This window comes from Thermoanaerobacterium sp. PSU-2 (assembly GCF_002102475.1).
GTDB lineage: Bacteria > Bacillota > Thermoanaerobacteria > Thermoanaerobacterales > Thermoanaerobacteraceae > Thermoanaerobacterium.
Map to the genome: position 1 here is coordinate 63,217 of NZ_MSQD01000002.1, position 18,838 is coordinate 82,054.

An 18,838-nucleotide genomic window follows, 5' to 3' on the forward strand; every position below is an offset into this window, starting at 1 on the left:
AATTTTTGACATGTTTATCTCAACTAAAGATAATTTAGAATTACCTCCTATTCTTGAAGAATTCTTAAACTATTTTTCTACTATAAAAGCTAGATCACCTAATACTGTTAAAGCCTATTTATACGATTTAATTTTGTTTTTCAGATTTATAAAGGTTAGAAAAAATCTATGCTCTGATTCGGATTTTGATAACATCGATATTAGCGATATTGATATCTCTCTCATTGAGTCGATCGATTTAAATGATTTGTATGCTTTTTTATCTTTTGTCACACATGAAAGATCTAATACTCCTCCAGCCCGCGCTCGCAAAGTTGCAAGTTTAAGATCTTTTTATAATTACCTATACGCAAAAAGAAAAATAATAACAAAAAACCCTGCTTTGGAATTAGAGTCACCTAAGCTTGGCATTAGACAGCCTGTATATTTGACATTAGATGAAAGTGTAAAATTATTAAACTCTATTGATGGAGAATTTAAAGAGCGGGATTACGCCATAATCACCTTGTTCTTAAATTGTGGACTTAGACTGTCAGAATTAGCAAATATAAATATTAGCGATATTAAAGATGATAAACTTACTGTTATTGGAAAAGGAAACAAACAGAGGACTGTTTACCTTAATGATGCGTGTATAAATGCCATAAACGATTATTTAAAAGTTAGGCCACATGACGGCGTTAAAGACAAAAAGGCATTGTTTTTAAGCAAAAGATTGCAAAGGATAAGCATTAAGACTATACAATACATCGTTAAAAAACATTTAAAAGACGCTAATCTTGATGGCAAAAAGTATTCTACTCATAAACTTAGGCATACGGCAGCGACACTTATGTACAGATATGGAAAGGTTGATATCAGAACATTACAAAGGTTATTAGGACATTCTAACGTATCAACTACACAGATATATACACACGTTGATGACAGTCAACTGAGAGACGCTGTAAGTAAGAATCCCCTCTCTGAATTGAATATTGATAATAAGAACTAATGTTTGATTAAATTGTGCCTTTGTGTTATAATAAAGAAAAATTTGGAGGGGTCTAATCGTGAAAGATGTATCTAAAATAAGCATTAAGCAACAAGAGATAATTGATTTTATAAAGAGTGAAATTAAACGCAAAGGATATCCACCATCGGTTAGAGAAATTGGGAAAGCTGTGGGCTTGCGTTCTACATCAACAGTTCATGGACACTTGTCGCGCCTTGAGAAAAAAGGCTATATTAGAAGAGATCCAACAAAACCAAGAGCTATTGAGGTTTTAAGCAATGATGAAAAGTATATTAGCGACGTTGTAAAGTTGCCTGTCATTGGCAAGGTCACTGCTGGAACTCCTATATTAGCTGTTCAAAATATTGAAGAGTATTATTCTGTACCGAGAGATCTTATTACAGGTTATGAAAGTGAAAGTTTTATTTTAAAAGTTCGCGGAGAAAGCATGATAAATGCGGGTATATTAGACGGTGATTACATCATAATTAGAAAGCAGTCATACGCAGACAACGGTGACATTGTAGTAGCTTTAATGGAAGATGAAGCAACTGTGAAAAGATTTTATAAAGAAAACAATCATATAAGGTTGCAACCTGAAAATCCTTCAATGAACCCTATAATTGTAGATGATGTGATGATTTTAGGAAAAGTAGTTGGAGTAATAAGAAAGCTCAAATGATGATTCGTTTGAGCTTTCTTAAATTTAGATTTTGATGAATCCTTTCTCTATCATATTGCTTATTGCAATCATAAGGCTAAGCTTTACTTGATAATATGATAAACCACCCTGTACATAAGCTGTATATGGTTTCCTAATAGGAGCATCAGCACTTAATTCAATAGATGAACCTTGAATAAATCCCCCTGCAGCCATAATAACTTGATCGTCATATCCTGGCATATCCCATGGTTCAGGAACCACATGTGAATCAACAGGAGAACCTTTCTGGATGCTTTGAATGAAAGTAATTAATTCTTCTTTTGTTTTAAATCTAATTGCTTGTACAATATCTGTTCTCAAATCATTGAATCTTGGCAAAACTTCATATCCCAGCGTTTCCATTATTTTAGCTAAAATTATAGCTCCTTTCAATGCATTGCCAACAATCAAAGGTGAAAAAAATAATCCTTCTAATGTTAAACGATTTGTATTCAGTGTAGGGCCAACCTTCTTCCCTATCCCAGGTGCAAATAATCTGTATGCTGCTTTTTCAACAAGCTCTTTCTTTCCTGCAACATAACCACCTGTAGGAGATATACCACCTCCAGGATTTTTTATCAAAGAGCCTGCAATCAGATCTGCTCCAACGTCTGTAGGTTCTAAATCTTCTGTAAATTCGCCATAACAATTGTCTACAAATACAATTATATCTTTATTTTTGTCTTTCAACTTTTTAATAACAAATTCAATATCATCAATAGAAAGTGAATACCTAAAGTCATATCCTTTTGATCTCTGTATCATAACCATTTTTGTTTTTCTTGAAACTTCGCCTATAAGTCTTTCTACATCAATTTTCCCGTTTTTTAAAAGAGGAATTTCTTTGTATATAATTCCTAAATCTGTAAGAGAACCATTGTTGCTATTGCTTCCCTTCCCTATTATATCAGTAAGAGTATCATACGGTGTTCCACAAGCCGATATTAGCTCATCATTTGGTCTTAATACACCATAAAGGCATAAAGATATGGCATGTGTTCCAGAAACTATTTGAGGCCTTACTAAGGCGTCTTGTGTGTTAAATATGTCAGAATATATTTTTTCTATTGTATCTCTTCCTATGTCGCCATAACCATATCCTGTTGTTCCATTAAAATGTATATCGCTCAAATGATTCTTTTGCATTGCGTACAATACTTTGTATTGATTTTTTTCTACGATCTTATCAATTTTTTTAAACTCCTCTTCAACATCATTTTCTGCCTTTTCAAGCAAAAAAATAACATCTTTAGAGATGTTAAATTTTTCTTCAAGTATGTTTTCCGACATATTCTCAATCCTCTCTAATATCAATAGAATCAATTATCATCAAATCGTCTTTTGTTATTGTTTTTTTATTTATTACTCTTACAGCTTGTTTTCTTATAGCTCTTTCAATTATGTTTCTAACCAATCTCGCATTGCCTATTTCTCTTGTAGTATTGTCATTAATTAAAACTTTCATTATTTTTCTTTTTGCGCTATCTGTTAGTACGTATTGCCTATTCTTTGTCATTAATTCTGCAATCCGTAACAATTCATCTATAGTGTAGTCAGGAAAATCAATTTGTATAGGGAATCTAGATCTTAAACCTGGGTTTGTGTTTAGAAAATATTCCATTTCATCTCTATAACCTGCCAAAATCAAGACAAATTGATCTTTGTAATCTTCCATTGCTTTGACTAAAGTATCAATCGCCTCTTTACCAAAGTCCTTTTCTCCACCCCTTGCCAAGGAATAAGCTTCATCTACAAATAATATTCCGCCTAATGCTTTTTTTACATTTTCTTGTACTCTATGAGCCGTATGTCCTATGTATTCGCCAACTAAGTCGGCTCTTTCCACTTCTACCACATGTCCTTTGTTAAGGACTCCAATGCCCTTTAAAAGCTTACCCAATATTCTTGCAACGGTTGTCTTTCCAGTACCAGGATTCCCCTTAAACACCATATGTAAAACTATTGGATCTGTCACTAATCCTGCATTTTTCCTCTTAATTTGAACTTGCTCTAAAGCATATAACTCGTTTATTATTTGTTTTACTTTGTTAAGGCCAATTAAAGAGTTTAATTCTTTTAATGCTTCTATCTCGAGGTTTTTATCTTTTTCTATATTTTTATTGTCATCAGATTTTGATTTTTTTTCAATCTTATAATTTTCAAAGTTTACAGACCATATACTCATGACAATCACATCCCAATACATTTTTCGCTAATACTATTTTATGATATTGGGATGTGAAATGTTCATACTGTTTATTATGGGCGAATTCTGGACAGTGTTCTTGGAAATGGTATGCATTCTCTCACATGTTCTGTATTAGTTATCCATGCAACTGTTCTCTCTATACCAAGTCCAAAGCCGGAATGTGGTACAGTGCCATATTTTCTTAAATCAAGATACCAATCGTACATATCAATAGGCAAATTTTCTTCTTTCAGCCTTTTTACTAACAAATCATAATCGTGAATACGCTGACTGCCTCCAATAATCTCCCCATAGCCTTCAGGTGCAAGCAAATCTGCACATAGCACTACTTCAGGTCTATCTTCTTTCGGCTGCATGTAAAAGGCTTTGCATTTGGCAGGGTATTCAGTTATGAAGACAGGTTTATCGAATTGATTTGACAAGAATGTCTCATCTGGCGAGCCCAAATCATTCCCCCATTGAATCTCATATCCATTTTTATTCAAAAGCTCAATTGCTTCATCGTATGTCAATCGAGGAAAAGGAGTTTTGATTTTTTCCAGCTTACCTAGATCTCTTCCAAGTTCTTTTAATTCCCTTGAACAGTTTTCTAATACAGATTGAACTATGTATTCTACCAACTTTTCTTGAACTTCCATATTGCCGTAATGATCGACAAAAGCCATTTCAGGCTCAACCATCCAAAACTCATTTAAGTGTCTTCTCGTTTTTGATTTTTCAGCTCTAAATGTTGGACCAAAGCTGTACACCTTACCAAATGCCATGGCAGCAGCTTCTTGATACAACTGACCAGTTTGTGAAAGATAAGCATTTTCACCAAAATAATCTATTTGAAAAAGGTCTGAAGTTCCTTCACAAGTAGATGGTGTTATGATTGGCGAGTCAATTCTTACAAAATCATTATTATTTAAAAACTCTTGTATTGCCTTTATAACTTCATGGCGAATAGACAAAATTGCCTGCTGTCTCGGTGTTCTGATCCAAAGGTGTCTATTGTCTAATAAAAAATCTACTCCATGTTCTTTTAATGAAATAGGATAATCATTAAAAGCCATCTGTATTAAATCTACATTTTTAACTGTAAGTTCGAAACCGAAAGGAGATCTTTCATCTTTTCTCACAATGCCAGAAACTGATATAGAAGATTCCTGTGTTAATTTGTCGCAAAGTTCAAAGACATTTTCGTCTACTTCATTTTTTACAACTATGCCCTGAACAAATCCAGATCCATCTCGTATTATTAAAAATTTAATTTTCCCGCTGGATCTTTTATTGTATAGCCATCCATTAATTGTAACTTCTTCCCCCACATGATCTTTCATTTCTTTTATTTTTATCAGATTCATATTTACGCCTCCTATCACGTAAATTATAACATAATTATTTTTATACTTCTATACTGACTTCTACGTCTTCAATGCGATTTGCATTAAGCAACGGTTTAACCACATTCTTTATGTATTCTACCGTCTGATTTATAGCTCTTCCAGTAAATTTGATAGGATTTATAATATCATCAATCTCTGTGTCTGACAAAATTATTCTTTCATCTTTTTTTAACATATCTAATAGCTGATTTTCTCCACCGTTTTTAATAATTTCCTGGGCCTTTAGCGAATTTTCACGTATGACTTCATGCAATTCTTGTCTATCTCCGCCTTTTACAACACATTCCATTAAAATTGCTTCAGTAGCCATAAATGGCAGTTCATTCATGACATGCTTGTTAATTATTTTGGTATTCACCTGTAATCCAGATGCGACATTTAAATATAAATTTAAAATAGCATCAGTTGCGAGAAACATCTCTGGTATTATAATTCTTCTATTGGCAGAATCATCAAGTGTTCTTTCAAACCATTGTGAAGATGATGTAATTGATGAATTAAGCAGTGCCGTAATAACGTACCTGGAAAGTGATGCTATCCTTTCGCATCTCATTGGATTTCTTTTATATGCCATTGCTGATGAGCCTACTTGTTTTTCTTCAAATGGTTCTTCTATTTCCTTTAAATGCTGCAACAATCTTATATCATTGCTGAATTTGTGTGCACTTTGAGCTATTTCACTTAAAACAGAAAGAAGCAAAAAGTCATACTTCCTTGTGTAAGTTTGGCCAGTTACGTCAAACGATTTGTCAAAGCCCATCTTTTCTACTACAAGCCTATCAAGCAGTTTTACTTTTTCTTCGTCACCATTAAACAGCTCCATGAAACTTGCCTGTGTTCCTGTTGTTCCTTTTACGCCTCTTAGCTTTATATTTTTAAGCCTATATTCAAGATCTTCGTAATCAAATATCAAATCTTGAATCCATAGAGTAGCTCTTTTCCCGACAGTTGTCAACTGAGCTGGTTGAAAGTGAGTAAAACCCAATGTAGGTATATCTTTATATTTTAATGCAAAATCTGAAAGTATCTCAATTAGCTTAAGTAATTTTTTTCTGATTATCTGGAATCCTTTATACATAAGTATAATATCTGTATTATCATCCACAAAAGCAGATGTTGCTCCTAAGTGTATAATTGGCTTTGCCTTTGGACACTGCAGGCCATATGCTCTAATATGTGCCATGACATCGTGCCGAAGTTCTTTTTCCAGTCTCTTAGCATCTTCGTAATTTATATCTTCAACATGTTTCTCCATCTCTTCTATTTGTTCATCGGTAATATTAAGCCCTAATTCTTTTTCGCTTTTTGCTAAAGCGATCCATAGCTTTCTCCAAGTTTTGAATTTTTCATCATCTGAGAATATTTGAGACATTTCTTTGCTTGCATAACGTGTTATCAATGGATTTTCATATAGATTTGACATAATTACCTCCGATTTCTAAAAATTTGTTAATAAGTTTTCTATTCTATTGAAGCCTTCTTCAATATTATTCATCGATGTTGCATACGAAACTCTAATATAATTATCATTGCCAAATGGAAGACATGGTATTACAGCAACTTTAGCTTTTTCTAAAAGAAAATTAGCAAAATCAATGGAACCATTTATTTTTCTTCCATCTATTTCAGTCCCAATAAAATTACTAATGTTGATAATTATATAAAATGCGCCATCTGGTGCGATAGCCTTTAAACCATCTATTTTATTTATTCTTTGAAGCATGTAATCCCGTCTTCTCTTAAATTCAACAACCATAGCTTTGATCGTATCATCGCCTTGATTCAGTGCTGCAACACTGGCATATTGAGCTATTGTATTAGGATTTGATGTAGTATGACTTTGAATATTGTTAATTAATTTAGCAATCTCAGGATTTGATGCAGAATATCCAATCCTCCATCCTGTCATTGAATAAGCTTTTGACATGCCATTTATTATAATTGTCAAATTTTTTATTCCTTCATTAAAAGAAGCAATGCTGACATGTTTCCCATTGTAAATTAACTTTTCATAAATTTCATCAGAAATCACATAAATGTTATGTTTTACAGCTAAAGATGCTATATTTTTCAATTCATCTTCATTATAAACTGCCCCAGTAGGATTATTTGGGCTATTTATAATAATTGCTTTTGTCTTATCGCTTATTGCTTCTTCTAATTGCGTTGCAGTAATTTTAAAATTATTGCTTTCTGCAGTATCAATAAAAACTGGAACACCGCCAGCTAACTTAACCATTTCAGGATAGCTAAGCCAATAAGGAGAAGGAATTATGACTTCGTCACCTTGATTTAATATGGCACATAATGTATTAAAGATTGCCTGTTTAGCACCATTTGAAACTACTATTTGAGAAACATCATAAGATAAATTATTGTCTCTTTTTAACTTTTGTACTATTGCTTCTTTTAGCTCCAAAATACCTGAAGTAGGTGTATATTTTGTGTAACCTTCTCTTATAGCACTAATTGCTGATTCTTTTATATAATCAGGTGTATCAAAATCAGGTTCTCCTGCTCCAAAACCAATCACATTTATTCCTGATTTTCTCATTCTATTTGCTTTGGCGGTAATATCTAATGTCAGTGAAGGACTAATGCTAAGAGCCTTGTCCGATAATCTCATATTTCCACCTCCTACAGTATATCTATTATTTTAACTTATTTTTGATATTATTTCTACTATTTAATACTTTCTTTAAGTTTTACTACATATTCGTAATCAAGCTTTACTGTGCCCAACAGATATTTTCCATCTACATCAATTCCATGAAAATCTGAACCGCCGGTTATCAACAAATTATTTTCTATGGCAAAATTTTTAAAAAACGCTGTATCATCCTTGCTGTGTTTCGAATGATATACTTCGATGCCTTTTAAACCATTTTCGATAAGATGACTTATAATTTTTTTATCTTTAAGAAGACCTGGATGCGCCAATACAGGTATGCCACCAATATCTTTTATCATTTTAATTGATTCAAATGGATGAAGCCTATATCTCTCAACATAAGCTGGTTGTCCTTCACCAATATATCTGTCGAAAACTTCTTTTACGCTTTTTGAATAACCTGCCTCAACTATAGCTCTTGCAATATGAGGTCGTCCTATGTAAGATTCTTTAGCGTATTTTAGTACATCATCATAATTTATGTTAACGCCAATTCCATTAAGCTTTTGAATCATTAGTTTTGCGCGAGAGATTCTGGAATCTCTAATCTCTGCCAATCTTCCTAAAAAGTCTTTATTATTATGATTGATAAAATATCCAAGTATGTGTACATCTTGTTTTCCATCATATGAGTTAAGCTCGATCCCAGGTATTATTTCTACGTCGAAAATTTTTGAGGCATGTATTGCTTCATCAATGCCTTCCAATGTATCATGATCTGTAATAGCAATAATACTTAAACCGGCTTTTTTTGCCAAGTATACTACTTCTTTTGGTTTATGTGTTCCATCTGATTTAGTAGTGTGTATATGCAAGTCAGCAAACATTTATTTCCACTCCTAATGTTAAACTAAAAACAACCTGTTTTGCAGGTTGTTTATCTTGGTTCTACGATCAACTTAATGGCTGTTCGTTCCTCTCCATCGATTTCAATGTCTGTAAAGGCTGGTATGCAAATCAAATCGATACCACCAGGTGCAACAAAACCTCTTGCTATAGCTACTGCTTTTATTGCTTGATTTAATGCACCTGCTCCAATTGCTTGTACCTCTGCCCCACCGCGTTCTCTGAGTACACCAGCTAGTGCACCTGCTACTGAATTTGGATTAGACTTTGCTGAGACCTTTAAAACCTCCATCGTATATCCCCCTTTTAATATATCGAATACATTATCTATATTCTACAAAAAAATTAAAAATCCTTCTAAATTAAAACTTATATATAATTTTTGTTTATTCTGTAAATATCAATACATTTTCCTGTAGATTCGTCTATTTTTATTACCAATCCATTTATTTGAGCTGGGCCTTTTGCAATATCAAATTTAACAGGCAAAGAAGATGTAAATTTTTTTATTATCTTATCTTTGTCCATTCCCAAAACAGAATCATACGGGCCTGTCATTCCCACATCAGTTATATATCCGGTGCCACCTGGCAATATTTTTTCATCTGCCGTTTGAACATGTGTATGTGTTCCATACACACATGATACTTTCCCATCTAAGTAATAACCTAAAGCTATTTTTTCTGATGTAGCTTCAGCATGGAAGTCGACAATTATTATATTTGTATGTTCTTTTAACATTTTTATTTCTTCATCAGCAACAAAAAAAGGATTGTTATTACACGGCATAAACACTGTACCTTGTAAATTGATAATTCCAATTTTTACATTGTTTATGTTAAGCAGAGAAGAACCTCTTCCAGGGGTGTTAGGAAGATAATTTGCAGGTCTTACAATTCTTCTTTCTTCATCGATAAAATTAAAAATTTCTTTTTGATCCCAAACGTGGTTACCCATAGTTAAAGCCGATATTCCCATTTCAAAAAGTTCATCGGCAACTTTTCGTGTTATGCCATTTCCACCCGCAGCATTTTCAGCATTTGCAATGACTAAATTAATATCATTTTCTTCAATTAATTGTCGCAATTTATCTTTTAGTATATTTCTTCCGATTCTTCCAACAATATCACCTATTATAAGCGTATTCATATAAACCTCCGTTCATTTACAACATAATATTATTATACTACTATAATCGATAATTATAAATCGAAAAGCGTGCATATGCACGCTTTATTTCAAATTTATTTAGCATAATCAACTGCAACAGTTTCTCTAACTACTATAACCTTAATTTGACCAGGATATTCCAATTCTTCCTCGATTTTTTTAGTAATTTCTCTTGCTAACATGATCGTAGTTTCATCGTTTATGATCTCTGGTTTTACCATTATTCTTATTTCTCTGCCAGCCTGTATAGCATACGATTTTTCAACACCATCAAATGAATTAGCAATTTCCTCTAATTTATTTAATCTTTTTAAATACGCTTCAAGTGTCTCGCGTCTTGCACCAGGTCTTGCTGCAGATATGGCGTCTGCTGACTGAACTAAAACTGCTTCAACTGTCTGAGGCTCAACATCATTGTGATGTGCCATTATAGCATGAATGACTTCATTTGATTCATGATATCTCTTTGCAAGATCTGCCCCTATCATTACATGTGGACCTTCAACTTCATGGTCTACTGCCTTTCCTATATCATGCAATAATCCGGCCCTTTTGGCTATATTTGCATCAGCACCAAGTTCGTACGCCATAAGCCCCGCTAAATGAGCAACTTCTATAGAATGCTTCAAAACATTCTGCCCGTAACTTGTCCTAAACTTTAATCTTCCAAGTAATTTTATCAATTCAGGGTGAATTCCGTGAACGCCAACTTCAAAAGTTGCTTCTTCTCCAGCTTTAATAATGACATTATCGACTTCTTTTCTAGCTTTCTCCACCATTTCTTCAATTCTGGCTGGATGTATTCTTCCATCTTCAATTAATTTTTCTAAAGCTATACGGGCGATTTCACGCCGTATTGGATCGAATCCTGATATAACTACTGCTTCTGGTGTATCATCAATTATCAAATCAATACCTGTCAATGTCTCTAAGGTTCTAATATTCCTGCCTTCACGACCTATGATTCTTCCTTTCATTTCATCGTTAGGCAATGCTACTACCGAAACAGTTGTTTCGGCTGCATGATCAACAGCACATCGTTGAATTGAAGTAACAACTATTTCCCTCGCTTTGCTTTCTGCTTCTTCTTTTGCTTTAGCTTCAATTTCCTTTATCATCAAAGCAGCTTCATGTGATATTTCGTTTTTAACATCGTTTAATAAAATATTTCTGGCTTCTTCTCTGGTTAATTCGGATATTCTTTCTAATTCTTCAACTTCTTTTTGATGCATTATTTTAATTTCTTCTTCCAAATCGCTTATTTCTTTTTGTTTCCTTTCAATCATTGCATCCTTTTGTTCTAATGTTTCAGCTCTTCTGTCAAGAGACTCTTCTTTTTGGATTAAACGCCTTTCCATTCTTTGAAGTTCGCCTCTACGATCCCTGACTTCCTTTTCGAGATCAGTTCGTTGTCTATGAATTTCTTCTTTTGCTTCCAAAAGCAACTCTCTTTTTTTATTTTCACCGTCTTTTTTTGCATTTTCCAAAATAGTTTTAGCTAATTCTTCAGCGCTTTTTATTTTGGATTCTGCAATAAATTTTCGTATGAAATATCCTGCAAAAAGACCAATTGCTATGGCGATTAATGCAATTACTGCTATAAATAGTGGACTAATATTGTTAATATGCCTACACCTCCTTTGTTGATACTCATTTTATATTTTATTCCTATTTCAAAATTATGTCAAGTTAGCATCCTTGCTATATTACTGACTTAGTGCTTAAGGATATACTATATGTGACCCATTTTCATCTTTTGTGATTTCTATTGAGTATGGAAAGCTTTCTTTAAGTTCATCAATATGCGTTATTACTAAGACTAATTCAAATTCATCTTTTATCATATTCAATACGTCAATAATATTTTGACGTCCAAGTACATCTTGAGATCCAAAGCCTTCGTCTATTATTAAGGTTTGTAAATTAACACCTGCTCTTCTTGATAGAAACTTCGATAAAGCAATTCTCAACGCAAAATTGATCCTAAAGGCTTCTCCACCGCTAAAAAGTTCGTATTTTCTTTTTCCCAATTCATCTGAAATTTCTATATCAAGTGTTTCTTGTACAGAGCCATTTTTGTTAATTTTTTGAGTGACTAGACTTACATACATCCTTCCATCTGATAATTTAGACAAAAAATTGTTGGCAGTATCTTCAAATTCCGGCAATGCATTTTCTATAATTAATGCTTGTATACCTTTTTTGCTAAAACTTTTCTCCAATATTTCGTAATAATGTATTTCAGATAGATAAACATCTTTCTCTTTATTTAAATCGACAATTTTCTTCTCTAAAATTTCTAGCCTATTCAGTTGGTCAACAATAGATGTTAAATTGGCGTTTAGTTCTAGATATTCATTGTTTATAATATCTATTTTTTGCCTTAATTTTTTTATGTCATCTATCAAATTATCATAACCGGCAAACTGTGACTTAAAAAACTCCAACATTTCTTTGTCTTTGTTTAAATACTCTGAATAAACTTCTATCGTCTTTTTATAACTTTGATATGTATCCTGATAATCAGATAAGCTTTGCTTTGAAATGCAAAGTCTTTCATATTTTTTTTCAAAGTCTCTATATAATTCATATTTATTCTTTATATTTTCATAAAGCTCAATTGAAAAGTTTAAATTTTTTAATTTAGTTTCAACATCTGACAATCTATCTTTCTCAGCAGAAGCAAAAGATTCATTAGCCAAACAATTATTAACATCGCTCATTTTTTCCTTTAATTCATTTAGTAGATTTAATAAGCTTTCTTTTTCAGCAATAGTATTTTTAAGTGAATCAATGTTAGCTATTAACTTTCCCCGTTTATTTTGAAGCATCAACAGATTATCACGCTCTTTTTTTAAAAATCTTATATTGTTTTGCTCTTTTAAAATTTCATCATTTATTGCATATATCTTATTTGCTATATCTTTTATTTCTTTTTTGATATCATTCAGCAAACTACTTTTTTTATTTTCATCAAGTGGCGAACTACACAATGGACATTTCGCATCAGTTTGCAATATTAGTTTGTAGTTTTCTTTAAGTTCTTCCGTCTTTTTATTAAAATTGTCCAGTTGAACTTTATATTCAGCTATTTTTTGAGTAGATTTTTGAATTTCTTCATCGTTTAATTTTATTTTTTCTTGTAAATTACCAATTTCCTGTAAGCCTTTTTCCAATTCAAGTAATTTTGAAACATTATTTTCTATTTCATTGTACCTTAGTAAAGTATCATTGTATTTAAATTGCAAATTCTTTAGTTCCAACTGAGTTTCTTTTCTCAATATATTTATGGTAGTTTCAATTTGGATTTTTTCTCTTTCAAGCTGATTAAAATTAGTATATTTTTTTTCAAGTTCTTTTATCTGTTCTTTTACAAATTTAAATGTATTGTATCCTTCAACGATTGCACTTTCATCCTTCAAAAGATTATTTACTTCATTTATTTTATTTTTCATATCCTCCATCATAATTTTGTATTCTGAGATTACTTTTTCGTTAAACTTTATTCTCTCGTTATATTCATTGTATTTTATTATGTTATCATCCATGTGACGCTTTTTTTCATCTAATTCGTTTAAATCAATGCTTAACCTGTCAATTTCACATTTTTTTTCACTGCATTTTTTTAAAAGTTCATCTCTTTTGTTAACTAACTCATTTTTATCTTTTACTTCATTCATATACAGTTTCAATTGTTCATCTATAATATTTACCTTTTTCTCATATTCATTGCGTTTTATTTTGGCTTTTTCCTGTAATCTATCGTATATATCTAAGCCCAGGACCTCAGAAAATATCTCCTTTCTTTTTGTCGAATCAGCCTCAGAAAAAAAGCCATACTTGTTTTGTGGCATGAAAGATGAAGCGACAAAAGTATCATAATCTAACATGATAGTGCTTTCAATTTTGTCCCTTGTATCTTCTAACCTTTCTTGAGTCAATGATTTTAATGTTCCATCATCACCTATTATATGAAACTCAAGGATAGAACTTGAATTTCTTTTTTTCTTTCTTAGAATTCGATATTTAGTATTATTTATTTTGAATATGAATTCTACTTCCATCTCATCAGCACCAATTCTTATGAGATCATCACTGCCTCTGCCAGCGCCGTCTAAACCTCTAGCTCTTCCCCAAATACACCATGTTATAGCATCCCAAAGTGATGATTTGCCATTCCCATTTTTACCTGTAATTGCAGCAATATGAAACCTTGTAAAATCCATTACTTCGTTTTCAGAATATGACATAAAATTCTTTAACGTAAGCCTTATTGGAACCATTTATTTGTTCACCTCTTCTATCAATTCTTTGTATAAGAGGGAAGCTCTTTTTAGAAGTTCATCTTTATCAACATCTAAATCAACAGACAAAAAATATTTCGATAGAGCATCAATTGGATTAAGCTGTTCATTTATTTCAGGATTTCTTAAAGCACCTTTATCAGCATCAAATTCTTTTTTTATGCCAACAAAATAATAAGAATTTTCAATAAAATATTTGCTTATTTCTCTGTACCTGATGTGTTTATCGATATCCTTTGTAATTTTTAAGTTTAGTCTGACAATTGACTCTTTTAAATCGTATTTTTTAGCTGCTTTTAATATTTCTTCAGTAGGAGAAGAATCATCTTTTATTTCGATATTGATAGTTTTAAACTGCCTGGAATTCGTAGTGATAAATTTATGTGTAACATTTTGTCCATCGATAATCACATGGCAGAATCCTTTTTCGTCTCTTTCTTCCCCAAAATCTATTTTCTCTATGCTGCCACTGTATACGGCAAGTGGCATATCCCATACTATTTGATATTTATGTATGTGCCCTAATGCAATGTATTTGTATTGCGGTCTAGCAATTACGCTTATTGGTACAACAACCTCATCTCCAATCATGATGCTTTTTTCACTGCTGGTGATAGCTCCTGTTACGGATACATGAGCTGATAAAATTGAGGGTATAGAAGGATCAAGTTTTGCCGTAAGAATATCAATAATAGTATTTATTTTTTCAATCATTTTTTTGTTTATCTCATTTATACTTAAATTTTTGCTTTCTTCAAGTTTCAAAAGAAAACTTTTAGGAAAATACGGAAGACACGCAACTTGCAATGGACCGTTTTTAGTTTTAATAAGAAAAATATCAGGTCTGTTGGCTACATATACGTTCTTTACATCTAAAATTTTATATATATCAAAAGCCCTTGCTTTCGAATCAGAATTTGGTTGGTCATGATTTCCGTTGTTTATGACAACAGGAATATGTTGTGAAAGACGCTTTATTCTTTTTGCCAGTTCTCTTTGCTGAGTAGGATTAGGTTCTCTTGATTTGTACATATCGCCTGAAATAACTGCTATGTCACAATTCTCTATAGAATAATCTACAAACCGATCAAACGCATTTAGAAAATCTTCTAATCTAGTATTTAATCCTGTTTTTTTATTTATAACACCGTAATTCTCTATTCCAATATGAATATCTGCTGTATGTGCAATATTTATCATTTGTTTCACCTTCTTCTAATCAGTCTGGAAATAGCTCATCGATTTTTTCTTTTTCCATCAATTCTAAAAATGGCTTATCTATAAAATCCGAATCGTCATAAGTCGAAATATCTTTATAAAATTCTTGATCGTAGTTTCTCGTTTTAATCACAACAGGCATAGGTACAGCATGTCCCAATATTAAAGCCTGTTGCTTTTGGTCAAGACTTGCTAATACATTTCTCAATTTCGATGCATTATTTACACCAGATAAAAACGAATTAATGTCGTTATCATCCTCTAATCGACAAGTAATCTTTGTCCCAATTTGAGACATGACCTCTGAATCAATTTGGGATGTCCTCTGGTCTACAATCAATAAAGTCACATTGTATTTCCTCATTTCCCTTGCTATTTCTCCCATAGTAGTCTCTTTAGAAATTGAAGGATCTAAAAATCTGTGAGCTTCTTCTATTGTGATGATTAAAGGTATGGGACCTTTTCCATTATTAGCTATAGCTTCCTCGGATTTTTTTACATACATATCATGTATATGTCTTGTTATGATATTCGCCACAAGCATATAACCTAATGTTGACACATTTCCAAATTCAACAACGACATTTATACCATTTTGCAAGTAATCCATTATTTGTTTTATACAATCGTTAGGGACAACCTCCATCAAAAAAGGAAGCTTCGTAAATCTCTCCAACTTTCTTCTTAAAGCTTGAAGAGAGCTGGCATTAGCACCTATATCTAATGCATATTCATCAATTTCTGAAGCATCTATATTAAGGAAATTATACAGCCAATTGTTACCTTCCCTCTTCATTATTTGATAAATACTTTCAATTGCTGTAGTATTTAGATTCAACATGGAATTAAGCAACAAAATATCATCCGGAGTTATCTGATTATAGGCAATGTTTAAAACGCCATCAATAGGTACCTGTCTCCTCAAAGAAGATTCTCTATCTAAAGTAAATATTGCAACTTTACTTCCGAATAATTGCTTTAGCCCTTTTACATACCCGCTATTTTCGCTTTTGGCACCATAACCATATTCATTATGAGCATCAAAAATAAGACTAACTGCTAAATTTGATTTTACTAAACCAGACAACAATAACCGCGTCAAATACGTTTTTCCAGTTCCAGCTCGGCCAAAAATACCTGTGCTTCTTTCTACTAACCTTTTTAAATTAATACAAATTGGTATATTCATTTCAGGCGGTGTACCGATGTAAAAATTTTCTTCTGATGGTTCTCCAAAAACAGCATATATATCTTCTTTATCTGCATCTAATGCATAAGAACCATAAGAAGGTATCGATTTTACTGTTAAAGGATTTTTGCTTTCATCTATTTGTATCATAGGTGACAATGTAACGACACCATATACACCGGTACCTTCTATTATTTTTTCGTCTATTTCGCTGTCAAAATCTGTTCCACTGATCATTATTTGAGGATTAACAGCCTCATACTTTATATCAGTTACCATGCATAAATATTTGTTTTTCTTGCCGGTTACTACTATAAAATTGCCAACCTTAACATCTTCTATAATGCTGTCACCTATAAGTTTAACATCTAAACCAGATGAAATAGATCCTCTAAAAATTTTTCCTTTCATATATTACACATCCTTTTTATGGTCACATACCTGTCAAAATCATTCTTTAACAATCTTATCAACTCTTTGCCAACTTCAATCAAATATGTTTTTTCATCAGAATCGTGAGAATATAAATTCCTTATGGCTGCTGCTATTAATTCATCTTCAATCCCTGTTTTGCTATTTAATATATACTTTATGTAATTGAGATTTTCCCTTATACATTTTAAATCACTTTCATCGCAGGGATATGTAAAAGCATGTATTTTAGCTGGTTTAGGTGGAATTAATCCAATATACCTGTCTTTTTTATATCCAATTATTTGCACTTCAAAATACGTGTGCATTAATTCAAAAATTTGTGGTTGCTGCATTTTCAACTCTTCTTCAGACAATCCAAAAGCTACTGGTTTTCTACTTTGGTCATCGCTCATTGTAGAGACATTATATACAATTCCATATATAGTTATATCGTTTGATGTTGTTTTTACAAAACTTCCAAAGTCAGGACCATCATTTAATTTTATCGATTGACACAAAAATTTCTGCGTACTGGTTTCTATGACTTCACCTATATGATTCTGATTCATAGAATACTACTCCTTTTCCTTTGCGATTTATACGATCGAGATACTTTCAAGCCGCTTCTTACATATAAGTTCGAAAGAATATTATAGAATTGTTCCCTATCTGCGCCAGTAACAACAGCTTGTTCATGTGCTTCTGACAGTGATATTGGATACCCATTTCCTTTTTTGGCTTGATCATAACATATAAAATGAACTAAATCTAAATTTTTTCTATCAGTTGCAACCCAGTATGGAATCTCTATTCGTGCAATTTCATTTCCTGTATTTAAATAAAAAAATACAATTTTGTGCTGACCATAGTTTTCTAAAATATGGGATGTGCTTAGGAACAACGGAGATCTTTCTCCTTCATTAAGTATTTTCAAAAAAAGATCAGCATCGTTTAACTTGCTTATAGTGCTACAAGGCAATTCTTTATCATTTTTCAAATATGGACAATTACTACAATTTACTGGATCTTGTGGACACAGCGATATACGCAACATATTTATAAAATCATTGCTTTTTGGAGAACTTATATAACCGACAATAGGTGTATCAGATTTTTGTGCATAATCAAAAGTCGCAAGAACACTATCGATTATATTCTGTTCATCAGGTTCCCCCTGTACCATCCATTCTATCAGTGTCCCATCAACAAATGCCATCTTATTTTTGCTCTTCATTTTAGAGATACATTCGGAAATTTTTTTATACTCCATTACTGTTCTCTTAAATGTTATATCCTTAGGAGTAACTAAAGCTTTAACACCTGCATATTCCTTAAATAAATCTTCTTCCTTAAAATACAGATACGGTTCAGATTTTAATTCTGCACCTGAATCTTCGCCATAGGTAAATATTACATAACCAATATTTATTAAATAGCACAATCTGATTTCATGTCTATCAGGCATAATTTGTGAGCCATCCACTGCAAGTACACTGTAGTCTTTTATAATATCGCTGACAAGATTTGTGCTATTTAAACTTTCAAGAGGAATTGCAGTTAACCAAGATGTTTTGCTGGATTTTATCTTTTTTATAAGTTCATCCTCAACACCTTTAGCTTTATCAAATTCATTGATTGCATTCTTTAAATCATTTGATATATTATTAAGCATATTTTTTTCGCTGCTTATTAATGCATTAAGCAAAGGAATCAACTTAGAACTATTTAACAA

At 32.2% G+C, this 18,838-nt stretch carries 16 protein-coding genes; 2 read left to right on the forward strand and 14 right to left on the reverse strand.

The genetic code is table 11. The features are described from left to right. Positions 1-10: 10 nt before the first annotated feature. Together BVF91_RS02320 and lexA are read left to right on the forward strand one after the other, a co-directional pair. Positions 11-994: a tyrosine recombinase XerC gene (locus tag BVF91_RS02320; RefSeq protein WP_085111921.1), complete on the forward strand. Its 984-nt coding sequence runs from the start codon at positions 11-13 to the stop codon at positions 992-994. 58 nt (positions 995-1,052) lie between these two features. Then, positions 1,053-1,676: a transcriptional repressor LexA gene (lexA, locus tag BVF91_RS02325; protein WP_085111922.1), complete on the forward strand. Its 624-nt coding sequence runs from the start codon at positions 1,053-1,055 to the stop codon at positions 1,674-1,676. A gap of 24 nt (positions 1,677-1,700) precedes the next feature. Here lexA and BVF91_RS02330 read toward each other — a convergent pair whose 3' ends face one another. The 14 genes from BVF91_RS02330 to BVF91_RS02395 form a co-directional block, all read right to left on the reverse strand. After that, a complete protein-coding gene (locus BVF91_RS02330; RefSeq protein ID WP_085111923.1) occupies positions 1,701-2,987 on the reverse strand; it encodes a methionine gamma-lyase family protein in 1,287 nt (428 codons plus the stop codon). Positions 2,988-2,991: 4 nt separating this feature from the next. Then, the gene (spoVK, locus tag BVF91_RS02335) at positions 2,992-3,882 is read right to left on the reverse strand and encodes a stage V sporulation protein K (protein WP_085111924.1); all 891 of its coding nucleotides are present in this window, start codon (positions 3,880-3,882) and stop codon (positions 2,992-2,994) included. Positions 3,883-3,956: 74 nt separating this feature from the next. Next, the gene (gene asnS / locus BVF91_RS02340; RefSeq protein WP_085111925.1) at positions 3,957-5,252 is read right to left on the reverse strand and encodes an asparagine--tRNA ligase; all 1,296 of its coding nucleotides are present in this window, start codon (positions 5,250-5,252) and stop codon (positions 3,957-3,959) included. 40 nt (positions 5,253-5,292) lie between these two features. Further along, positions 5,293-6,717 carry an adenylosuccinate lyase gene (gene purB / locus BVF91_RS02345; protein ID WP_085111926.1) on the reverse strand — a complete coding sequence of 475 codons (1,425 nt, stop codon included), beginning with the start codon at positions 6,715-6,717 and terminating at the stop codon, positions 5,293-5,295. Between the two features lie 15 nt (positions 6,718-6,732). After that, positions 6,733-7,920, reverse strand: coding sequence for a pyridoxal phosphate-dependent aminotransferase (locus tag BVF91_RS02350; protein ID WP_085111927.1), 1,188 nt, complete (start codon positions 7,918-7,920; stop codon positions 6,733-6,735). Positions 7,921-7,976: 56 nt separating this feature from the next. Further along, positions 7,977-8,792 (reverse strand): PHP domain-containing protein, encoded by an 816-nt coding sequence (locus BVF91_RS02355; protein ID WP_085111928.1) that lies wholly within the window; start codon positions 8,790-8,792, stop codon positions 7,977-7,979. A 50-nt stretch (positions 8,793-8,842) separates the two neighbouring features. Next, the gene (locus tag BVF91_RS02360) at positions 8,843-9,103 is read right to left on the reverse strand and encodes a stage V sporulation protein S (RefSeq protein ID WP_013297863.1); all 261 of its coding nucleotides are present in this window, start codon (positions 9,101-9,103) and stop codon (positions 8,843-8,845) included. 77 nt (positions 9,104-9,180) lie between these two features. Continuing rightward, the gene (locus BVF91_RS02365; RefSeq protein WP_085111929.1) at positions 9,181-9,960 is read right to left on the reverse strand and encodes a TIGR00282 family metallophosphoesterase; all 780 of its coding nucleotides are present in this window, start codon (positions 9,958-9,960) and stop codon (positions 9,181-9,183) included. A 95-nt stretch (positions 9,961-10,055) separates the two neighbouring features. Next, positions 10,056-11,582 (reverse strand): ribonuclease Y, encoded by a 1,527-nt coding sequence (gene rny, locus BVF91_RS02370; RefSeq protein WP_206199004.1) that lies wholly within the window; start codon positions 11,580-11,582, stop codon positions 10,056-10,058. A gap of 120 nt (positions 11,583-11,702) precedes the next feature. After that, entirely contained in the window at positions 11,703-14,264 is a 2,562-nt protein-coding gene (locus tag BVF91_RS02375) for an AAA family ATPase (protein ID WP_085111931.1), read from the reverse strand. Further along, complete coding sequence (locus tag BVF91_RS02380) at positions 14,265-15,485, reverse strand: metallophosphoesterase family protein (protein WP_085111932.1); 1,221 nt, start codon at positions 15,483-15,485, stop codon at positions 14,265-14,267. It lies immediately after the preceding gene. Between the two features lie 19 nt (positions 15,486-15,504). Beyond that, positions 15,505-17,103: an ATP-binding protein gene (locus BVF91_RS02385; protein ID WP_085111933.1), complete on the reverse strand. Its 1,599-nt coding sequence runs from the start codon at positions 17,101-17,103 to the stop codon at positions 15,505-15,507. After that, positions 17,100-17,675 carry an HAS-barrel domain-containing protein gene (locus BVF91_RS02390; RefSeq protein WP_085111934.1) on the reverse strand — a complete coding sequence of 192 codons (576 nt, stop codon included), beginning with the start codon at positions 17,673-17,675 and terminating at the stop codon, positions 17,100-17,102. Before BVF91_RS02390 ends, BVF91_RS02385 begins: the two co-directional genes overlap by 4 nt. Beyond that, positions 17,672-18,838: a DNA double-strand break repair nuclease NurA gene (locus tag BVF91_RS02395; RefSeq protein ID WP_085111935.1), complete on the reverse strand. Its 1,167-nt coding sequence runs from the start codon at positions 18,836-18,838 to the stop codon at positions 17,672-17,674. The genes BVF91_RS02390 and BVF91_RS02395 overlap by 4 nt, the downstream gene beginning before the upstream one ends.